This window comes from Photobacterium sp. GB-50 (assembly GCF_003026755.1).
In the GTDB taxonomy this organism is placed as follows: Bacteria; Pseudomonadota; Gammaproteobacteria; order Enterobacterales; family Vibrionaceae; genus Photobacterium.
The window spans coordinates 62,740-82,642 of record NZ_PYNX01000010.1 but is presented as its reverse complement, the minus strand read 5'-3'; the positions used below and the strand labels follow the sequence as shown (position 1 = coordinate 82,642).

Here is a 19,903-nt window from a genome sequence, read left to right as displayed (position 1 = left end):
TATCTAAATAACGCATGTGGATGATTAATCGAATAGCGACTCTTCAAGGCGCTCAACTTCATCACGCAATTTTACAATAAACTTTAATTTTCGTACGCCATCAGCCGCTTCGAGCCATTGTTCATTATTCAATAACTCAGCAAGTTGCGCCAATTGTTCTTTATACATCGCAGAAGCTTGCTGCTCAAAATCAAATAACGCACTTTCAGGATCGGATGAATCAGGAATCGCTTCTAATGCTTCGCGCAGTTCCATTTGCTGCATTAAAAAAGCCATATCTTGCAAGGTTTTTTGTTCACCACGAATATCTTCATCACGCTCAGCCAACATGTATTCGGCACGTGATACCGGATTTTTTAAGGTTTGAAATGCATCGTTAATTTGTGCAGCTTTTTGAACTGACAACAAACGATCACGTTCGGACGCTGTCGCATAATTATCAGGATGAAAGCGACGCTGTAATTCTCGAAACTGACAGGCAAGAAGGCTGTTATCCAATTCAAACTGAAAAGGTAACCCGAATAATTCGAAATGATTCATATTATGACCATTAATAAAAATTAAACCTGACGACTAACTCGCCAAAGACGATTAGCAGTCAGGTTCAACTGAAACACTAAAAACGTTTATACGTTGAAGCTTTCGCCACAACCACATTCGCTAGACACGTTAGGGTTGTTAAACTGAAAACCTTCATTTAGGCCTTCTTTGGCAAAATCCAGTTCAGTTCCATCAAGGTAAACTAAACTTTTTGCATCAACGATAATTTTAACGCCTTTTTCATCGAAGACCTGATCCCCTTCATCGAGTTCATCTACAAACTCAAGGATATAAGCCATTCCAGAACATCCTGAAGTGCGAACACCTAGTCGTAAACCAAGGCCTTTGCCACGATTGGCTAAAAAAGTCGATACGCGACTTGCTGCCGCTTCAGTGATAGTAATGGCCATACAACAAACCTCAGAAAGTTATTTTTGCTCGTGTTTCTTTTTATAATCGCTAACTGCCGCTTTAATTGCATCTTCTGCAAGAATTGAACAGTGAACTTTAACCGGCGGTAACTCAAGTTCTTCAGCAATTGCAGAGTTCTTGATTGATGCGGCTTCATCTAATGTTTTGCCTTTAACCCACTCAGTGATTAGTGAGCTAGAAGCAATTGCAGAACCACAACCGTAGGTTTTGAATTTTGCATCTTCGATAATGCCTTCTTCAGTTACTTTGATCTGAAGTTTCATTACATCGCCACATGCTGGTGCACCCACCATGCCGCTACCTACATTTTGATCATCTTTGTCAAATGAACCCACGTTACGCGGATTTTCATAATGATCGATGACTTTTTCACTATATGCCATGATAAATTTCCTCGAAAACAGTCTAGCCGCAGATTAGTGGTGCGCCCACTCAACTGTGTTTAAATCAATACCTTCTTTATGCATATCCCAAAGTGGTGACATTTCGCGTAGTTTATCTACGGCACCTTTAATTTGGGCTGCTGCATAATCAATTTCTTCTTCCGTCGTAAAACGACCAAATGAGAAACGAATAGAGCTATGTGCTAGTTCATCATTAAGACCTAATGCACGAAGTACATAAGAAGGTTCTAAACTTGCAGAGGTACACGCTGAACCTGATGATACAGCAAGATCTTTTAATGCCATTAACAGTGATTCGCCTTCCACAAAAGCAAAGCTAATGTTTAAGTTTTGGGGTACGCGTTGCTCTAAGTCACCGTTAATAGACATTTCTTCAATGCCTTCTAAACGCATTAACAAACGATCGCGTAATTTAACCGCGTGTTGATAATCTTGATCCATTTCCTCTTTCGCGATACGGAATGCTTCACCCATACCTACGATTTGATGCGTTGGTAATGTACCAGAACGGAAGCCGCGCTCATGACCACCACCATGCATTTGCGCTTCTAGGCGAATACGAGGCTTACGACGAACATATAGTGCGCCAATACCTTTAGGGCCATAAATTTTATGCGCTGAGAAAGAGATTAAATCAACTTTCATTGCTTGTACATCAATCGGTAATTTACCTGCTGACTGTGCTGCATCGACATGAAAAACTGTTTTGTTTTCACGGCAAAGTTCACCGATTGCTGCAATATCTTGAACCACACCAATTTCATTGTTCACGTGCATGATTGAAACTAGAACTGTGTCTTCACGCATAGCATCGCGTAGCTTAGCTAAATCAATCAAACCGTTAGATTCAGGCTCAAGGTACGTTACCTCAAAACCTTCACGCTCTAGCTGACGACATGGGTCAAGAACCGCTTTATGTTCAGTTTTACAGGTAATAATGTGCTTACCTTTTTTGTTATAAAAGTGTGCCGCACCTTTAATCGCTAAGTTATCAGATTCCGTTGCACCAGAGGTAAATACGATCTCACGAGGATCTGCATTTACTAAATCAGCGATATGTTCACGAGCAGTATCTACTGCTTCTTCTGCCTGCCAACCATAACGGTGAGAGCGTGATGCTGGGTTACCGAAGTTACCTTCCATAGTTAGGCACTGCATCATTTTCTCGGCAACGCGAGGATCTACAGGGCAAGTAGCGGAATAATCAAAATATATTGGCAGTTTCATTTTCTTCTCCGAAAACACGAACGTCTGGTCTCTAGGAGCGGACATCGACACCTATTGTGGCGCTGTCGTGTGATTTTTTATGTCCAAAAGATGCTTTGCTATTTCCTTGTAGGATTTCATCCTGACGATCAGAAATGCTTTGTACATCATTATCTTTCATCAACTCACCAAGAGTGATGTTATTTAAAAAGCCGCTAATGCGATCGCTTAGGTCATGCCATAACGTATGAGTTAAACAACGAGCACCACCTTGGCAGTCCCCTTTTCCATGACATTTGGTTGCATCAACTGATTCATCAACTGCAGCGATAACCATACCGACAGCAATATCAGATGCTTCTTCGCCTAAACGGTAACCACCGCCAGGACCACGTACACTGGTTACTAACCCTGCTTTGCGAAGACGCGAAAATAATTGTTCTAAGTAAGACAGCGATATTCCTTGGCGCTCTGAAATATCCGCTAATGGAACCGGTCCATTATGCGAGTGTAATGCAACATCTAACATTGCTGTTACCGCGTATCTTCCCTTTGAAGTCAACTTCATAACACTGCTACCTGCTTGAATATTTAAAGCAAGCTTCTCATAACCAACTAAAATGGTCAAGTATTTACTTGACTGTTTTAGTTGGTTATTAAACCATTAAGTTTAAGTGGTTATTTTTCAGTCTTTTCTAGTGTTTCTATCGTCTTTTCTACTGACGATAAAATACCGCGTAAAATATTCAACTCTTGCTGCTCTGGGCGAGCACGGGTGAATAAACGGCGTAATTTAGCCATCACTACACCTGGATGGTTTTTATTTATGAAGCGGGTTTGACGAGTGACTTTTTCGAGGTGCTCATAAAACATTTCAAGTTCTTGAGCGCGAGGATATTCTTCAACTTCCGTTTTACCCGTATACTTTTGAGAATCCAAATAAGCCATACGGACTTCATAACTTACTGTTTGTACAGCCATTGCTAAATTTAATGAGCTATATTCAGGATTTGCTGGAATATAGACATGGCAATGACACTTTTGTAATTCTTCATTAGTTAACCCTGTTCGCTCACGGCCAAAAAGAATAGCGACTGGATGCTGATTAGATTCAGCAACCACTTTGATGCCGTTCTCTCGTGGATCTAATTGTGGCCATTCAAGGGTACGAGAGCGTGCACTTGACCCAACAACAAAACCACAATCTGCAACCGCTTCATCTAATGTTTTTACAATTTTTGCGTTTTCGACAACATCAGCAGCACCTGCCGCCAATGCAATAGTGTGGCCGTCAATTTCACAGGCAGGATCAACTAATACCAAATTCGTCAATCCCATAACTTTCATTGCACGTGCAGCTGAACCGATATTACCTGGATGTGACGTACCAACAAGAACAACGCGAATTTTATCTAACATGATGAAGCAACATTCCAACAATTAACTAAAGCTGACAGATTTTAGCACAGCCATAATAAAAGTGGTGAAAACATGTGTTTTTGATAGCAGTAATTATCTATTGCTGCTATTCAATAATCAGATAACGATAATCAACACTATTTATTAGTAACTTATACGTATTACCTCGCAAAAGCGCACACTACAATCTGAACAATGTCGAAAAAATAACCACTTCCTTTTTTTTTTAGCTCTGTTATACTCGCCGCCGCTTTTTAGTTCTTTAACATCCGTTGGGAAGATCCTATGCATCCGATGCTTAATATTGCCATTCGCGCTGTGCGAAAGGCTGGTGACCATGTCATTAAATCTCTAGAAAAGCCTCAATCTATTGAGGTTGCTAATAAAGGTAATGATGTTGTTACCAATATCGATCATGAAGCTGAAGCTATCATCATCGAAACTATCCTTAAGGCTTACCCTGATCACTGCATCATTGCAGCTGAATCTGGTAACAAAGAAGGACGTGACAAAGAGTGTCAATGGATTATCGACCCAGTGGATGGCACCATGAACTTCGTTCGCGGTTACCCTCACTTTGCAGTATCAGTTGCACTACGTATGCGTGGTCGCACTGAAGTTGCTGCTGTTTACGATCCTGTACGTAACGAATTATTCACTGCAACTCGCGGTGCAGGTGCTCAGCTTAACAGCCAGCGTATCCGTTCATCACAACCTCGTGATCTAACAGGAACTGTTTTAGCAACGGGTCTTCCTTTTGCCGCTAAACAGCATGCAGAAAGCTACCTAAAAATCCAAAATGCATTATTTGCAGACTGTGATGACATGCGTCAATCAGGCTCTACTGCATTGGATCTTTGCTACTTAGCGGCTGGCCGTGTTGACGGTGTATTCAAGTTAGGCCAAAAGCCTTGGGAACTTGCTGCAGGCGAACTAATCGCTCGCGAATCTGGTGCTATCTGTGCTGACTTTACTGGTAACACTAACTACCTAACATCTGGCAACATTGTTGCTGGTAATGCGCGTGTAGTTAAGCCAATGCTTGCAAAAATCCGTGAATTCGGTAGTGACGCATTAGCAAAATAATCCACTGATTATCCAGTAAGATTACAAAACGCCCTGCTGTTATACAGCAGGGCGTTTTTTTATAACAATATTATAATTAAATAATGTCATAATTAAACAGCGTACATTGCAATCACTGTAAAGCACTATATACCAAGTAGATATGAAAAAGACATTATCACTGCATCAACTTTCTAAAACTGTCTATCCTGAGCAGCTAGAATAAAAATATAAAAAAAGGACCGCAAGCGGTCCTTTCTCATTCATAACTTATACCAACTGATTATGGTATTGCATCAAGCTCTTCACCTTCTTTTTCTACTGGCGTTGGCATTAAATGCTCACGGGTAATACCCAATTTAAGCGCTAATGCTGACGCAACGTAAATAGAAGAATAAGTACCAATCGTGATACCAATCAGAAGTGCTAATGCAAATCCATGGATCATTGATCCGCCTTGAGCAAATAGCGCAATGACAACAAACAAGGTTGTACCGGATGTAATTAAGGTACGGCTTAATGTTTGCGAAATTGAACAATTCATTATTTCAGCAGGACTTCCTTTACGCATTTTGCGGAAGTTTTCACGAATACGGTCAAATACAACAATAGTATCGTTAAGTGAGTAACCAACTACTGTTAGTAATGCCGCAACAATCGTTAGATCAACCTCTACTTGTAGCACAGAGAAAATACCAACAGTAATGATGATATCGTGTGCTAACGACAACACAGCACCTGCCGCTAAACGCCACTCAAAACGCAGTGATACGTAAAGTAAGATACACAACAAAGCGATTAAAATAGCCATGCCGCCGGCTTCTGCTAGTTCATCACCAACATTAGGACCGACAAACTCAATACGGCGCATTTCAACCGACTGTGCAGTACCGTCTTTTAGTGCATCAAGGATTTGGTTACCAAGTACTTCGCCTTTAACACCTTCTCGAGGCTGCAAACGCACCATCACATCACGCGCAGTACCGAAGTTTTGCACAACGGCATCACCAAAACCCGCTTTCTCTAATGATTCACGTATTAAGGGTAAATTAGCAGGCTCTTTGAAGCTAACTTCGATCAGCGTTCCGCCAGTAAAATCTAAGCCCCAATTTAGACCTTTGGTCGAGATAGTGGCAATCGATCCCATGATCATTATCAATGAAAAGATAAAGGCAAACTTTGACCAACGCATAAAGTCGACGACTTTGTTCGCATTCAATAACTCTCTCATCTCTGCGACTCCTTAAATCGACAACTTATCTACGCGTTTACCGCCATAGATCAAGTTAACAACGGCACGTGTACCAATAATTGCGGTGAACATCGACGTTAAAATACCAATCGATAATGTCACGGCAAAACCTTTAATTGCGCCCGTACCCACAGCAAACAAAATAATTGCTGTAATTAAGGTTGTGATGTTTGCATCTGCAATCGTGCTAAACGCATTTCCATAGCCTTGTTGAATTGCTTGTTGTGGACTACGTCCTTCACGAAGCTCTTCTCGAATACGTTCAAAAATAAGCACGTTGGCATCAACCGCCATACCGACAGTCAGTACGATACCAGCAATACCTGGTAAGGTCATGGTAGCCCCCGGGATCATCGACATAATGCCGATAATAAGCACTAAGTTCATTATCAATGCTAAGTTAGCAATCATGCCAAACCCACGGTAGTAAAGCAGCGTAAATAGCATTACCGCAACCATACCCCAGATACATGCTTGTACACCCATATCGATGTTTTGCTGACCCATTGATGGACCAATCGTACGCTCTTCAACTATCGATATTGGCGCAATCAATGCACCTGCTCGTAATAATAATGATAAGTTGTGTGCTTCAGCTTGAGAGTCGATACCTGTAATACGGAAGCTTCGGCCAAGTGCAGATTGAATCGTTGCTTGGTTTATAACTTCTTCGTGTTTAGTCAGGATAACTTTCCCTTCAGGCGTTCGCTTACCACTGTCTTTATATTCAGTGAAAACCGTTGCCATCAACTTACCGATATTATTTTTCGAGAAAGCTGTCATCTTGCTACCACCTTCGGTATCTAGCGAGATGTTAACTTGTGGACGACCATATTCATCCGCACTCGAACTTGAATCCGTAATATGAGAGCCCGCAAGAATGACACGTTTTTTTAGTACCGCAGGGCGGCCATCACGGGTCATTTTTACTTCACTGCCAGCCGGTACTCGTCCAGCCGCAGCCGCAGCTAAATCAGCATTATTATCAACTTCACGGAATTCAAGCGTTGCTGTCGCACCTAAAATTTCTTTTGCACGAGCCGTATCTTGAACCCCCGGTAGCTCTACCACTATACGGTTTGCGCCTTGGCGCTGTACTAATGGCTCAGCAACACCGAGTTCATTTACACGATTACGTAAAATGGTGATGTTTTGATCGACAGCATAATTACGGATTTCCTGTAAACGTTCTTCAGTAAACTTCGCCGTTAATACATAACGACCATTGATTTTACTGGTTGTGAACAGCATATCAGGATGCAATTTTTCTAACGCGAGTTCAGCTTGTTCCAATTGCGCTTCATCACGAAGACGAACTTGAACACTGTCTTTTGTTTTACTGATTGCACGGTAACGAATTTTTTCTTCACGAAGCTCAGTACGGAATGTTTCTTCTTGTTGACCAAGAAGTTTATCCATAGCCGCATCCATATCCACTTCCATTAAGAAATGAACACCACCACGTAAATCGAGACCCAATTTCATTGGTGATGCACCAATAGATTCAAGCCAAGAAGGAGTGGAAGCTGCAAGGTTTAGTGCAACAACATAATCATTACCTAACTCACTATTTAAGATATCGCGAGCACTGATTTGGGTATCAGTATCATTAAAGCGGACAAGCACTGAACCTTTTTCAAAAACAGCTGACTTGTATGGGATATTGTTCTTTTTTAAATCTTCGATGACAGTATCCAAAGCACTCATATTAACCGAGGCGCCACGCGCCCCGGTAATTTGAATCGCTGGATCTTCACCGTATACGTTAGGAAGTGCATAAAGCAAACCAATGATAAGCGCAAACAACACCATCAGGTTCTTCCACAGGGGGTATCGGTTAAGCACTGCTATGATCCTTCAAAGCGAATGTTTTTATATTAAAGCGACTTCATTGTGCCTTTTGGTAAAACAGCCGTAATGAAATCTTTTTTAATTGTTACTTCCGTATTGTCGTTAAGTGCTAGAACAATGTAATCACTTTCAGCAGAAACTTTAGTAATACGGCCTAGTAGACCACCGTTCGTCATTACTTCATCACCTTTGCCCATCGAGCTCATTAGCGCTTTGTGCTCTTTCACACGCTTAGCTTGTGGACGATAAATCATGAAGTAAAAAATAACAGCAAATAAACCAAGCATAATAAATAGCTGCATGCTTCCGCCCTGAGGGGCACCTTCTGCTGCTGCGTGTGCTTGTGAGATAAAGAAACTCATTTATAACGTCCTCGTTTTAAACATTTTGTAATGGTGGAACTTCACGGTCGCGACGCGCGTAGAACTCTTCTACAAACGCATCGAAACGATCTTCTTCAATTGATTTACGAATACTTGCCATTAGGCGTTGGTAGTAACGTAAATTATGAATTGTATTTAAGCGTGCACCTAAGATTTCATTACATTTATCTAGATGGTACAAATACGCTTTAGAGTAATTTTTACAAGTGTAACAGTCACAATGCGGATCTAAAGGCGTTGTGTCTGTTTTATGTTTCGCATTACGGATCTTGATCACACCACCAGTCACAAATAGGTGACCATTACGGGCATTACGTGTTGGCATTACGCAATCGAACATATCAATACCGCGACGAACACCTTCCACTAAATCTTCAGGTTTACCTACACCCATAAGGTAGCGAGGCTTATCTTCTGGCAGTTGTGGACACGTGTGCTCAAGAATACGGTGCATGTCTTCTTTAGGCTCACCGACCGCTAAACCGCCTACTGCATAACCGTCAAAACCAATTTTGGTTAGACCTTCAACAGAAACATCACGAAGATCTTCGTATACACCACCTTGAACAATACCAAACAGTGCATTTGGATTTTCTTGCTTATCAAAATGATTACGGCTGCGCTGTGCCCAACGTAGTGACATTTCCATCGACTTTTTCGCTTCGTCGTGTGTCGCTGGATATGGCGTACACTCGTCAAAAATCATTACGATATCAGAACCAAGATCTTTTTGAATTTCCATCGACTTTTCAGCGTCCATGAAAATCTTGTCACCATTAACAGGGTTACGGAAGTGAACCCCCTCTTCAGTGATTTTACGTAAAGAGCCAAGGCTAAATACTTGGAAACCGCCTGAATCGGTAAGGATCGGACCTTGCCATTGCATAAAGTCATGTAAATCACCATGTAACTTCATCACTTCTTGACCAGGACGTAACCATAGGTGGAACGTGTTACCCAGTAAGATTTGAGCACCCGTATCTTTAACTTCTTCAGGTGTCATGCCTTTAACAGTACCGTAAGTACCTACCGGCATAAACGCAGGTGTTTCTACCGTACCACGTTCAAACTGCAAACGACCGCGACGAGCACGACCTTGCGTTTTATCTAATTCAAATTTCACAAAACCTCCAAAAGCCAGAGAAACAATCTGACGTATTTCCCATTACAGGACCTAGCCCCACAGGCAAACGCCTGATCAGCCACAAAAAACAATCACAATATATAGATATATGATTGCCGACTGCACCTTAACTCATCAAACCATATTGGCAATGACAACCTAAAGCGTAGCGGAAGAACGTAACGTTGTGGCTGGCTTAATATCATAGAATTTATACTATGCTACAGACACAACAAAGGCTGCAATTGTAACAAAAAGCAGCCTCAACCTTTTCTTGGTAAAAATGTATACCTATTAAGCCTTATACATCTTTACGAGTGATAAACATTGAATCGCCATAACTAAAGAAGCGGTATTTATTTGCTACTGCTTCATGATAGGCATTCATGGTGTTTTCATAACCCGCAAAAGCACTAACTAACATAATTAATGTTGATTCTGGTAAGTGGAAATTAGTAATCAACACATCCACGAGTTGGAACTGATAACCCGGGTAAATAAAGATCTCAGTATCACCAAAAAATGGCTTAAATTCAGTACCATTTTTTAGGGCATCTTGTGCGGCACTTTCTAATGAACGTACAGATGTTGTCCCCACAGCAATAATTCGTCCGCCATTTGCACGCGTCTCGTTAACAGCAGTAACAACCTCTTCAGGAACTTCCACATATTCAGAATGCATATGGTGATCATTGATATCATCAACACGCACAGGCTGGAACGTACCAGCACCGACATGCAGAGTGACAAAAGCAAAATTAACACCTTTTGCTTTTAGATCCGCCATTAGCTTATCGTCAAAGTGTAAGCCTGCTGTTGGTGCAGCTACCGCACCAGGCTTGGCATTATATACTGTTTGGTAGCGCTCTTTATCAGCATCTTCATCTGGGCGATCAATATAAGGAGGCAACGGCATATGACCCACTGCATCTAAGATCTCCAGCACTGTTTTATCGCTATTAAAACGAATTTCAAACAATGCATCATGACGGGCAACCATTTCAGCTGAAAACTCACCATTTTCACCCAATAATAATTCATTACCTGGTTTCGGCGGCTTAGAGGCACGAACATGCGCTAAAATAGATTTGTCATCAAGCATACGCTCAACTAAAACTTCAATTTTACCACCTGAAGCTTTATGTCCAAACATACGCGCAGGGATCACACGAGTATTATTAAATACAAGTAAATCACCAGCTTGTACAAGATCTAGCACATCTTTAAAACCTTTATGTGCCAATTCACCCGTATTGCCCGTCATTTGTAATAAACGACTCGCGGTACGTTCAGGTTGAGGATAACGAGCAATCAGCTCATCTGGTAAGTCAAAATCAAAATCTGAAACTTGCATTGTATTACGCCCTAAATCACAGCAAGCGGGCATTATATACTTAACTTCCCTTAAGATGCGAAACCCAACTGTAATTTAGATCTCGTAATATGAGAATTTCTTTCATATCGTCTGATATCAGACACTCATCCCACCAAGGAATAAAGACCACAAATATTATATTGAAATATTTGATATTCATCATGCGTGCAAACAACGTATTCCGATATATTGAAAAAAGATCAGCGAATAGAACCACAGTTCGCGATTTTTTGCAGTATTGCATGGAGGTTTATATGTTTACCGTTGCCGATATGATGACACCCCAACCGCGTACTTTGTCACGTAATGATACGTTGCTTGATGCGAAAGAAATGATGGATACTTTATCTATTCGCCATATACCGATCACCAACCACAACAATGAACTTATCGGGTTAGTAAGCCAGCGCGATATTTTGTCAGCCCAAGATTCCAATCTAAAATCAATTATTGAAAATCCACTGTCTTCCCCACTTGATGTTTTAATTGAACAAGGCATGAAAACAAAAATAATGAGTGTGGATTATCGTGCAGGATTAAAAGAAGCAGCACTTTATATGCAAAAGCATAAAATAGGTTGCTTACCCGTACTAAAAAATAAAAAATTAGTGGGTATTATTACAGATAGTGATTTTGTATCAATTGCAATTTCACTGCTAGAAATGCAAGAAGAAGTCGATCCTATTGAGCCTGATTTAGATACCCTTGATATTCTTGATTAATAAAAAAGGGGAGCATCACTGCTCCCCGATGATAACGTAATTAACAAGTACTGGTATTATATGCGGCTTAATACATGAGTACTGTTGATAACAACACTGCTAGGATAGTCACTACTATAAACACGTTATCTTAAAACTGTTTTTAGGTTTACTTAAATTGCTCTTCTTCTGTAGACCCCGTCAATGCGGTCACTGAAGAATTCCCCCCTTGAATCGTATTGGTCATGGTATCAAAGTACCCTGTTCCCACTTCTTGCTGGTGAGCAACAAAGGTATAACCTTTATCGGCTGCTTCAAATTCAGGGCGCTGAACTTTTTCAACGTAATGGCGCATACCTTCACCTTGCGCATAAGCATGGGCTAATTCAAACATGTTGAACCACATATTATGAATACCCGCTAATGTAATGAACTGGTATTTATAGCCCATGTCGGAAAGTTCTTGCTGGAATTTAGCAATGGTTTCAGCATCAAGGTTTTTCTCCCAGTTAAAAGAAGGTGAACAGTTATAAGCCAGGAGTTGATCTGGGTATTGTTCATGAATGGCTTCTGCAAACTTACGTGCTTCTTCTAAGCATGGTGTTGCTGTTTCACACCAAATTAAATCAGCGTAAGGCGCATACGCTAAGCCACGAGCAATGGCCTGATCAATCCCTGCACGAACACGATAAAAACCTTCTGCGCTACGCTCTCCAATAATGAAATCTTTATCATACGGATCGCAATCGGACGTTAATAAATCTGCTGCATTGGCATCGGTACGAGCAATCACTAAAGTCGTGGTTCCCGCCACGTCAGCCGCAAGACGAGCTGCAACTAACTTTTGTACCGCTTCTTGTGTCGGTACTAATACCTTGCCGCCCATATGACCACATTTTTTTACCGATGCTAATTGGTCTTCAAAGTGAACACCAGCCGCCCCTGCTTCAATCATGCTACGCATTAATTCATACGCATTTAATACGCCACCAAATCCGGCTTCTGCATCAGCAACAATAGGTAAAAAGTAATCAACGCCATCTTCAGGGTTACCACCATTCGCCCACTGAATTTGATCTGCGCGACGGAACGAATTATTGATACGTTTAACAACCGCAGGTACTGAATCGACAGGATAGAGAGATTGATCAGGATACATGGTCGACGCAGTATTATTATCAGCCGCAACCTGCCAACCTGATAAATAAATCGCTTCAATCCCGGCTTTTGCTTGTTGTACTGCCTGACCGCCAGTTAAAGCGCCAAGACAATTTACATAGCCTTTTTTGGCATCACCATTCACTAATTGCCATAATTTATCTGCGCCACGCTGGGCAATCGTATTTGCAGGTGCAAATGAGCCGCGCAGGTTAATGACTTCTTCCGCAGTATAGGTACGTTTAACATGTTTCCAACGTGGGTTTTCTGCCCAGTCTTTTTCAATTGCTTCAATTTGCTGTTGGCGTGTTAATGTCATAATGGTTATCCCTCGTCTCTGTCCGCATTAATCCGTTGGTATGATGGTCAATTGATATTACGTTCTAAGGTGGTTCTATTACTGCTTACCCTCAACTACCGCGGATCCTCAGTTTTACTCAAACGCGACTGCGTTTAATTCAAATATTCATAGCCATGAAGGGTTAAGAAATTATCTAACTCTTCACTTGTCGTTAGTTTTGCCATTAATGCTGCAGCTTCATCAAATCGCCCTTGCTTAAAGCGCTCATCACCGAGCTCAGCTTCTACAACTCGCATTTCTTCTATTAGCATTTGCTCAAATAAAGCTTTAGTTACGACTTTACCGTTTGATAATGCTTTACCATGTTTAATCCATTGCCATATTGAAGCTCGCGATATTTCAGCTGTTGCTGCATCTTCCATTAAGCCATAGATAGGTACACAGCCATTGCCGGAGATCCAAGCTTCAATATATTGCACCGCAACACGAATGTTATGACGCATCCCCTCTTCTGTACGCTCACCATCACACGGCGCTAATAACTCATCAGCAGTAATGGGTGCATCGCCGTCTCGGGTAATATCTAATTGATTTTTACGATCACCCAGTACCTGATCAAAGACTCCACAAGCGGTGTCAGCCAAACCTGGATGTGCAACCCATGTACCGTCATGACCATTACTCGCTTCCAGTGCTTTATCTGTTTGAATTTTATTAAGCACCCATGCTTGACGCTCTGCTTCTTTAGATGGAATAAAAGCGGCCATGCCTCCCATCGCAAATGCGCCACGACGGTGGCAGGTTTTCACCAGCAAACGTGAATAAGCATTAAGGAACGGTTTTTCCATGGTTACAACTTGGCGATCAGGCAAAATACGATCGGGATACTGGCGAAGGGTTTTAATGTAGCTAAAGATATAATCCCAACGACCGCAATTAAGCCCAACAATATGTTCTTTCAAACTAAAAAGGATTTCATCCATTTCAAACACGGCAGGTAAAGTTTCAATAAGTACCGTTGCTTTAATTGTTCCGCGCATTAAACCGAACTCATCTTCGGTGTAGCTAAACACATCACTCCACCATGCGGCTTCACGATAAGCCTGTAGTTTTGGTAGGTAGAAATAAGGACCACTGCCTTTGGCTAGTAATGCTTTTTGATTCAGGAAAAAGTATAAGGCAAAGTCTAATAGCGCCCCAGGGATGGGTTTTCCATTCCACAGCACATGTTTTTCTGGAAGGTGTAATCCCCTCACACGGCAGATTAATACTGCAGGATCATCAGCAAGTTGATAATGCTTACCAGTGTTGGGATTGGTATAGCTAATCGTACCATTCACCGCATCCCGCAGATTACGCTGACCTTCAATAACTTCATTCCATGCCGGCGCGAAGGAATCCTCAAAGTCAGCCATAAACACTTTCACATTGGCGTTAAGTGCATTAATAACCATTTTACGATCGACAGGGCCTGTTATTTCAACTCGTCGGTCTTGCAAATCTGCTGGAATATTCTGAATCTTCCACTCTGCTTGTCGAATAGACTCTGTTTCAGGGTTGAAGTCAGGTAATTGCCCTTTATCTATCAGGCATTGACGACGTTCTCTATCTTCTAGCAACAATGGAACACGTTCAGCAAAACGATCCACTAAGCGTTCTAAGAAAAGTAACGCGTCATCAGTTAGGATTTCACGCTGAGTTTCTGTTAACGGTTGCTGTAATGATAATTTCATTTGGTAATTAGATTGAACCGCAGTATCTGCCATAACGCCCCATCCTTGTAACTTAATCACTACTTTTATCAATAAGCCTCAAGAGCTTTTTAATGTTATTTACTTCTTAACTTTCCCTTTACGTTGCCGCAACATATAACAAAAAGCAAATTTCACCTTTTCTAACCAAAATCACAATAAAACAACAAAACCCTTCAAAAACAAAAAGTTAAAAAAATTAGAGTAAAAAGTCAAAACACTGAATTAAAACAAAAGTCAGTAAATAACTCGGAATCAACAACTTGTTTTAATAATGATATTTTTTGTAGGTAGTTACGTAATTTTATTACATAACGAGGAAGTTAGAATTTATTGATAATATTTGTTTTAAACAAAAATAATTTTATCAAGGGAAGGTAATTATCTGATTTAATATATTTTAAAAGTAATTATTAAGACTGTAGTTAAACAAAGGAGGAATATACTGATAAATATCACTATTCTTTGTTTGTGACGCAAAACAAAATAATCCATCAAAACAGCAACTTAAACCCATTACAACAAAAAGATTAAAATACCGTTTAATTGAGAATTTTCGATATTTTAATCCAAATTAATGATTTTTTATTATGACGACAAAGTTAAATAAAAAAAGCCTGAAAAATACCACTTATTATCATTTCAAATAATAACGGCACCCATTCAGACTTCTCTAATATAGTGATAATTTACTTATAATAAGGTTTCAACGAGAGAGGCAAGCTTTTCAAAGGTATTAACCCTACTAGACGTTGGTCGCCAAACTAATCCTATTTCACGAAATGCCGCTTGGCCTGGTGGCTCAATCACCACCAGATTCTGGTTATCTAAGATACCGTGCTCAATTGCCATTTGGGGAATAAATGTCGTTCCTAATCCATTGGCTACCATCTGAACCAAGGTATGCAAGCTAGTTGCAGTGAATGGATTAATTTTTTCTTTCGTTGTTAGCTTACACGCAGAAACAGCATGCTCAGTTAAACAATGCTCTTTTTCTAGTAAGAAGACGGATTCATCAGGTAAATCTGCATAACGTAACGGTACAGAGACACGTTCAGCTTGGTTTTTACTGATCACCATTTTAAATGCATCACGCCCAACCACTTTACTGTGCATACCGTTAATCTCAATCGGTAGTGCAAGGATCAGAACATCCATTTCACCATTGCGTAGAGCTGTAAGTAAATTCGTGGTCGTATCTTCTCGTAAGAGTAAGTTAAGGTTGGGATAGCGTCGATTAACCTCCTGCACCAAATCACACAATAGAAAAGGCGCTATCGTTGGAATACATCCCACACGAAGAGGACCTTCCATACCATCACCGGCAGAATGGGACAATTCAATTAAATCTTGGCTGCGTGCCAGTAACTCACGGGAACGCACCACAACCTCATCCCCCATACTGGTAAAAACAAGGGATTTATTATCACGCTCAATAAGTTGGCAACTCAATAAATCTTCTAAATTCTGGATCCCCGAACTAAGTGTCGACTGGCTCACAAAACACTTTTTTGCCGCTTCGCCAAAGTGCCGGGTTTCCGATAGAGTAACTAGGTAATGCAATTGTTTTAACGAGGGAAACTTATTCATCGTATTTTTCGATTACTTCAATCTGTTTATTCCGCTTTTTTCAATTTAACAGTTTGGCTATAGTTTGTCTCGTCCAAGTATGGAGCTAACCACCGAAGGTTAGCAAAACCCAATATCTCAGGAGCACCAAAATGGTACTAGTAGGTCGTCAAGCACCAGATTTTACTGCTGCAGCTGTTCTAGGTAACGGCGAAATCGTTGATAACTTCAACTTTGCAGAGTTCACTAAAGGTAAAAAAGCGGTAGTTTTCTTCTATCCACTAGACTTCACATTCGTATGTCCATCTGAGCTGATCGCTTTTGACAAGCGTTTCGAAGATTTCCAAGCGAAAGGTGTTGAAGTAATTGGTGTTTCTATCGATTCTCAATTCTCTCACAATGCATGGCGTAACACTGCTGTTGAAGACGGCGGTATCGGTCAAGTTAAGTACCCACTAGTTGCTGACGTTAAGCATGAAATTTGTAAAGCTTACGACGTTGAGCACCCAGAAGCAGGCGTTGCTTTCCGTGGTTCTTTCCTAATCGACGAAGATGGCCTTGTACGTCACCAAGTGGTTAACGATCTACCTCTAGGCCGTAACATCGACGAAATGCTACGTATGGTTGACGCATTAAACTTCCACCAAAAACACGGTGAAGTATGTCCAGCACAGTGGGAAGAAGGTAAAGCAGGTATGGACGCATCACCAAAAGGTGTAGCAGACTACCTATCTGAGCACACTGCAGACCTAGGTAAGAAATAATTATCTAATAACACCATGCTCACGGTGTTATTTCTGACAATCAGCTAAACATAAAGCTACAGTCAGCTCAAAGATAAGAAATATAATGAGGCCTGGATTATACCAGGCCCTTTTTTTATCTGTAATTTACAACCAATCGCACATTATATCCCGTCTTTGTTCGCTCCTACCTTGCCAATCCTCTACACTGCAATACACGCTTTTTATTTCATTAAAAATTATGTCTATTCAACTTGAAGTTTGTATCGATAATCTTGAATCACTCCACTATGCCCAACAAGGTGGCGCAACACGTATCGAGTTGTGTTCCTCTCTCGCACTAGGCGGGTTAACGCCAAGTGCTGGTTTTATGCACTTAGCCGCAAAACAAGCACACATTCCGGTTTACGCCATGATCAGACCACGCCAAGGGGACTTTTTATTTAGTGGTGACGATATTGAGATCATGCTTGCCGACATTCATGCAGCCCATCAAGCAGGATTACAAGGAATCGTCATTGGCGCACTCACAGAACAAAGCCTTATCGATAGCACAACCGTTGCGAGCTTAATAAAACAAGCGAAAGGCTTAGGGGTGACTTTTCATCGAGCCATCGATCAATGTGTCGATCCTTTTGCAGCATTAGATACCATTATGAGCTGCGGCTGCGAGCGCGTACTGACATCTGGGCTTGAAGCTACCGCACCTGAAGGCGCCGCTATGATCAAAAAAATGGTTCGCTATTGTGGTGATAGGCTCAGTATTATGGCAGGTGCTGGCGTCACACCAGATAATGTTCAAACCTTAGTTGCTGAGACGGGAATAAAAGAAGTGCATCTTTCTGGTAAAACAACGCGCCCCAGTAAAATATTAAATCACACTTCTAGTGCACATATGGGCAACGCCATCTTTGATGATTTTCAAATCCCAGTGACAAGTATTGATACGATCAAAAGTGTCAAATCTAAGCTGAGAAGAGAATAAGCCGGTAAATGAACACAACTAAAAAGAGCGCTAAGTTTCTAAATCAAGCTCAGCGCCCTTATTACAGATTCATGTATCCCGAGTATTATAGGAAGTTAGTAATATCTTCTGGGTTAGTGTGGCGAATATCTTTACCTTGCACGAAATAGATAATGTATTCACAAATATTTTGGCAACGATCCCCCACACGTTCAATAGAGCGCGCCGCCCACATCACCTTCATCACACTAGGAATAGAATCGGGATCCTCTTTCATGTAAGTCATCAGTTGACGAATAATTGCTTCATATTCTCGATCAATTCGATCATCCGTTTGATAAACATCAATCGCGGCTTTAACATCCATACGGGCGAAAGCATCTAGCACTTCATGTAGCATGCGTACTGCATTTTGACCTAAAGATTCTAGCGATGCCAACAAGTTATATTGCTTATTAGTAAAATTCCCTAGTGCGACTTTAGCAATACTTTCCGCCACGTCACCAATACGTTCTAAATCGGTAATGGTTTTTATAATTGCGATAACAAGACGTAAGTCACTGGCTGTCGGTTGGCGTTTAGCAATAATACGCGTACACGCCTCATCGATTGCGACTTCCATTGCATTAACTTTGCGATCATCTTGGATCACGCGTTTCGCCAAATCTTCTTCTTGTTTATGCAGTGCTTTTAAGGCATCTGCCAACTGCTGTTCAACTAAGCCGCCCATCGCTAAAACATGGGTACGAATACTTTCTAATTCATGATTGAACTGACCAGAAATATGTCGACCAAGGCTAATGTTATTTAACATGATGGTGTGTCCTTAACCATAACGTCCTGTAATATAATCTTCAGTACGTTTTTCTCTTGGGGTGGTGAAAATATCATTGGTGCTCGAGTATTCCACCAGCTCTCCCATATAGATAAAAGCTGTTTGATCTGACACCCGTGCTGCTTGCTGCATGTTATGTGTCACGATAATCACGGTATATTTGGTTTTTAGATCATTGATCAACTCTTCAATCGTTAAGGTTGATATTGGATCCAGCGCTGATGTTGGCTCATCAAGTAGTAATATCTCAGGTTCAATAGCAATCGCACGCGCAATCACTAAACGCTGCTGTTGGCCTCCTGATAAACCAAACGCATTTTCATGCAACCTGTCTTTTACTTCATCCCATAACGCTGCCGAACGCAATGAACTTTCAACCGCATCATCTAAAATACGTCGATCACTGATCCCTTGTAGACGTAAACCATAAACCACATTTTCATATATGGATTTAGGAAAGGGATTCGGGCGTTGAAACACCATTCCTACACGACGACGTAATGACGCAACATCCACTTTTGTATCGTAGATATTTTGTCCATGTAGCATAATTTTACCATCGACATGGCAGCCTTCAATCAAATCGTTCATTCGGTTAATACAACTTAATAACGTTGATTTACCACAACCTGAAGGGCCGATAAATGCAGTAACCTGACCTTTAGGAATACGCATATTGATATTATACAAAGCTTGCGTTTTACCATAGTGTAGGTTCAAACCTTCAATCGATAATGCCGTTTGCTCATCGGGTAACGAAGAGAGATCGACGGGTTCAAATAAACCTATTGATGGTGAAGCAGAATACATAATGTTCTCTCTGTTTATAAT

At 41.1% G+C, this 19,903-nt stretch carries 20 protein-coding genes; 4 read left to right on the top strand and 16 right to left on the bottom strand.

Annotated elements, in window-relative coordinates:
* Positions 1-24: 24 nt before the first annotated feature.
* The 6 genes from hscB to trmJ all read right to left on the bottom strand — a co-directional run bounded on the left by hscB (position 25) and on the right by trmJ (position 4,001).
* Complete coding sequence (gene hscB / locus C9J41_RS13850; protein ID WP_107294703.1) at positions 25-540, bottom strand: co-chaperone HscB; 516 nt, start codon at positions 538-540, stop codon at positions 25-27.
* An 86-nt stretch (positions 541-626) separates the two neighbouring features.
* On the bottom strand, positions 627-950 hold the full coding sequence (iscA, locus tag C9J41_RS13845; protein ID WP_005369297.1) for an iron-sulfur cluster assembly protein IscA: 324 nt from the start codon (positions 948-950) through the stop codon (positions 627-629).
* A gap of 18 nt (positions 951-968) precedes the next feature.
* Positions 969-1,355: a Fe-S cluster assembly scaffold IscU gene (gene iscU, locus C9J41_RS13840; protein ID WP_006646316.1), complete on the bottom strand. Its 387-nt coding sequence runs from the start codon at positions 1,353-1,355 to the stop codon at positions 969-971.
* Positions 1,356-1,388: 33 nt separating this feature from the next.
* Entirely contained in the window at positions 1,389-2,603 is a 1,215-nt protein-coding gene (locus C9J41_RS13835) for an IscS subfamily cysteine desulfurase (RefSeq protein WP_107247367.1), read from the bottom strand.
* Positions 2,604-2,634: 31 nt separating this feature from the next.
* Positions 2,635-3,150 carry a Fe-S cluster assembly transcriptional regulator IscR gene (gene iscR / locus C9J41_RS13830; RefSeq protein WP_107206458.1) on the bottom strand — a complete coding sequence of 172 codons (516 nt, stop codon included), beginning with the start codon at positions 3,148-3,150 and terminating at the stop codon, positions 2,635-2,637.
* A gap of 110 nt (positions 3,151-3,260) precedes the next feature.
* Positions 3,261-4,001: a tRNA (cytosine(32)/uridine(32)-2'-O)-methyltransferase TrmJ gene (trmJ, locus tag C9J41_RS13825; protein ID WP_107205978.1), complete on the bottom strand. Its 741-nt coding sequence runs from the start codon at positions 3,999-4,001 to the stop codon at positions 3,261-3,263.
* Positions 4,002-4,286: 285 nt separating this feature from the next.
* Between trmJ and suhB the strand changes: the two genes are divergently transcribed.
* Entirely contained in the window at positions 4,287-5,087 is an 801-nt protein-coding gene (gene suhB / locus C9J41_RS13820) for an inositol-1-monophosphatase (RefSeq protein ID WP_107205977.1), read from the top strand.
* A gap of 262 nt (positions 5,088-5,349) precedes the next feature.
* On the opposite strand, the gene secF is transcribed toward suhB, so the two are convergent.
* The 5 genes from secF to queA form a co-directional block, all read right to left on the bottom strand.
* On the bottom strand, positions 5,350-6,297 hold the full coding sequence (gene secF / locus C9J41_RS13815) for a protein translocase subunit SecF (RefSeq protein ID WP_045084286.1): 948 nt from the start codon (positions 6,295-6,297) through the stop codon (positions 5,350-5,352).
* Between the two features lie 12 nt (positions 6,298-6,309).
* Positions 6,310-8,163 carry a protein translocase subunit SecD gene (gene secD, locus C9J41_RS13810; protein ID WP_107205976.1) on the bottom strand — a complete coding sequence of 618 codons (1,854 nt, stop codon included), beginning with the start codon at positions 8,161-8,163 and terminating at the stop codon, positions 6,310-6,312.
* Between the two features lie 32 nt (positions 8,164-8,195).
* Positions 8,196-8,531 carry a preprotein translocase subunit YajC gene (gene yajC, locus C9J41_RS13805; RefSeq protein WP_107205975.1) on the bottom strand — a complete coding sequence of 112 codons (336 nt, stop codon included), beginning with the start codon at positions 8,529-8,531 and terminating at the stop codon, positions 8,196-8,198.
* A 16-nt stretch (positions 8,532-8,547) separates the two neighbouring features.
* Positions 8,548-9,675 (bottom strand): tRNA guanosine(34) transglycosylase Tgt, encoded by a 1,128-nt coding sequence (gene tgt, locus C9J41_RS13800; RefSeq protein ID WP_005369317.1) that lies wholly within the window; start codon positions 9,673-9,675, stop codon positions 8,548-8,550.
* A 301-nt stretch (positions 9,676-9,976) separates the two neighbouring features.
* Positions 9,977-11,029 carry a tRNA preQ1(34) S-adenosylmethionine ribosyltransferase-isomerase QueA gene (gene queA, locus C9J41_RS13795; protein WP_005369318.1) on the bottom strand — a complete coding sequence of 351 codons (1,053 nt, stop codon included), beginning with the start codon at positions 11,027-11,029 and terminating at the stop codon, positions 9,977-9,979.
* Between the two features lie 275 nt (positions 11,030-11,304).
* On the opposite strand from queA, the gene C9J41_RS13790 reads away from it, so the two are divergent.
* Positions 11,305-11,772, top strand: coding sequence for a CBS domain-containing protein (locus C9J41_RS13790; protein ID WP_045152137.1), 468 nt, complete (start codon positions 11,305-11,307; stop codon positions 11,770-11,772).
* Between the two features lie 148 nt (positions 11,773-11,920).
* On the opposite strand, the gene aceA is transcribed toward C9J41_RS13790, so the two are convergent.
* The 3 genes from aceA to C9J41_RS13775 all read right to left on the bottom strand — a co-directional run bounded on the left by aceA (position 11,921) and on the right by C9J41_RS13775 (position 16,551).
* On the bottom strand, positions 11,921-13,228 hold the full coding sequence (gene aceA / locus C9J41_RS13785; protein WP_107205974.1) for an isocitrate lyase: 1,308 nt from the start codon (positions 13,226-13,228) through the stop codon (positions 11,921-11,923).
* A gap of 134 nt (positions 13,229-13,362) precedes the next feature.
* Entirely contained in the window at positions 13,363-14,976 is a 1,614-nt protein-coding gene (gene aceB, locus C9J41_RS13780; RefSeq protein ID WP_107205973.1) for a malate synthase A, read from the bottom strand.
* A 678-nt stretch (positions 14,977-15,654) separates the two neighbouring features.
* Positions 15,655-16,551, bottom strand: coding sequence for a hydrogen peroxide-inducible genes activator (locus C9J41_RS13775; RefSeq protein WP_107247366.1), 897 nt, complete (start codon positions 16,549-16,551; stop codon positions 15,655-15,657).
* Between the two features lie 131 nt (positions 16,552-16,682).
* Between C9J41_RS13775 and C9J41_RS13770 the strand changes: the two genes are divergently transcribed.
* Both C9J41_RS13770 and C9J41_RS13765 read left to right on the top strand, forming a co-directional pair.
* Positions 16,683-17,294: a peroxiredoxin C gene (locus C9J41_RS13770; protein WP_045084291.1), complete on the top strand. Its 612-nt coding sequence runs from the start codon at positions 16,683-16,685 to the stop codon at positions 17,292-17,294.
* A 220-nt stretch (positions 17,295-17,514) separates the two neighbouring features.
* Positions 17,515-18,258, top strand: coding sequence for a copper homeostasis protein CutC (locus tag C9J41_RS13765; protein ID WP_107205971.1), 744 nt, complete (start codon positions 17,515-17,517; stop codon positions 18,256-18,258).
* 85 nt (positions 18,259-18,343) lie between these two features.
* Here C9J41_RS13765 and phoU read toward each other — a convergent pair whose 3' ends face one another.
* Together phoU and pstB are read right to left on the bottom strand one after the other, a co-directional pair.
* Entirely contained in the window at positions 18,344-19,051 is a 708-nt protein-coding gene (gene phoU / locus C9J41_RS13760; protein ID WP_006646297.1) for a phosphate signaling complex protein PhoU, read from the bottom strand.
* Between the two features lie 12 nt (positions 19,052-19,063).
* Positions 19,064-19,882, bottom strand: a complete 819-nt coding sequence (gene pstB / locus C9J41_RS13755; RefSeq protein WP_107205970.1) for a phosphate ABC transporter ATP-binding protein PstB — start codon at positions 19,880-19,882, stop codon at positions 19,064-19,066.
* Positions 19,883-19,903: the final 21 nt, after the last annotated feature.

What these genes read in the sequence shown, in the direction of transcription:
- secF (WP_045084286.1), bottom strand. Translation starts at nt 6,297, where the DNA reads ATGAGAGAGTTATTGAATGCGAACAAAGTCGTCGACTTTATGCGTTGG.
- pstB (WP_107205970.1), bottom strand. Translation starts at nt 19,882, where the DNA reads ATGTATTCTGCTTCACCATCAATAGGTTTATTTGAACCCGTCGATCTC.
- hscB (WP_107294703.1), bottom strand. Translation starts at nt 540, where the DNA reads ATGAATCATTTCGAATTATTCGGGTTACCTTTTCAGTTTGAATTGGAT.
- queA (WP_005369318.1), bottom strand. Translation starts at nt 11,029, where the DNA reads ATGCAAGTTTCAGATTTTGATTTTGACTTACCAGATGAGCTGATTGCT.
- trmJ (WP_107205978.1), bottom strand. Translation starts at nt 4,001, where the DNA reads ATGTTAGATAAAATTCGCGTTGTTCTTGTTGGTACGTCACATCCAGGT.
- suhB (WP_107205977.1), top strand. Translation starts at nt 4,287, where the DNA reads ATGCATCCGATGCTTAATATTGCCATTCGCGCTGTGCGAAAGGCTGGT.
- aceB (WP_107205973.1), bottom strand. Translation starts at nt 14,976, where the DNA reads ATGGCAGATACTGCGGTTCAATCTAATTACCAAATGAAATTATCATTA.
- C9J41_RS13775 (WP_107247366.1), bottom strand. Translation starts at nt 16,551, where the DNA reads ATGAATAAGTTTCCCTCGTTAAAACAATTGCATTACCTAGTTACTCTA.
- phoU (WP_006646297.1), bottom strand. Translation starts at nt 19,051, where the DNA reads ATGTTAAATAACATTAGCCTTGGTCGACATATTTCTGGTCAGTTCAAT.
- iscU (WP_006646316.1), bottom strand. Translation starts at nt 1,355, where the DNA reads ATGGCATATAGTGAAAAAGTCATCGATCATTATGAAAATCCGCGTAAC.
- C9J41_RS13765 (WP_107205971.1), top strand. Translation starts at nt 17,515, where the DNA reads ATGTCTATTCAACTTGAAGTTTGTATCGATAATCTTGAATCACTCCAC.
- iscR (WP_107206458.1), bottom strand. Translation starts at nt 3,150, where the DNA reads ATGAAGTTGACTTCAAAGGGAAGATACGCGGTAACAGCAATGTTAGAT.
- yajC (WP_107205975.1), bottom strand. Translation starts at nt 8,531, where the DNA reads ATGAGTTTCTTTATCTCACAAGCACACGCAGCAGCAGAAGGTGCCCCT.
- C9J41_RS13790 (WP_045152137.1), top strand. Translation starts at nt 11,305, where the DNA reads ATGTTTACCGTTGCCGATATGATGACACCCCAACCGCGTACTTTGTCA.
- C9J41_RS13835 (WP_107247367.1), bottom strand. Translation starts at nt 2,603, where the DNA reads ATGAAACTGCCAATATATTTTGATTATTCCGCTACTTGCCCTGTAGAT.
- aceA (WP_107205974.1), bottom strand. Translation starts at nt 13,228, where the DNA reads ATGACATTAACACGCCAACAGCAAATTGAAGCAATTGAAAAAGACTGG.
- iscA (WP_005369297.1), bottom strand. Translation starts at nt 950, where the DNA reads ATGGCCATTACTATCACTGAAGCGGCAGCAAGTCGCGTATCGACTTTT.
- C9J41_RS13770 (WP_045084291.1), top strand. Translation starts at nt 16,683, where the DNA reads ATGGTACTAGTAGGTCGTCAAGCACCAGATTTTACTGCTGCAGCTGTT.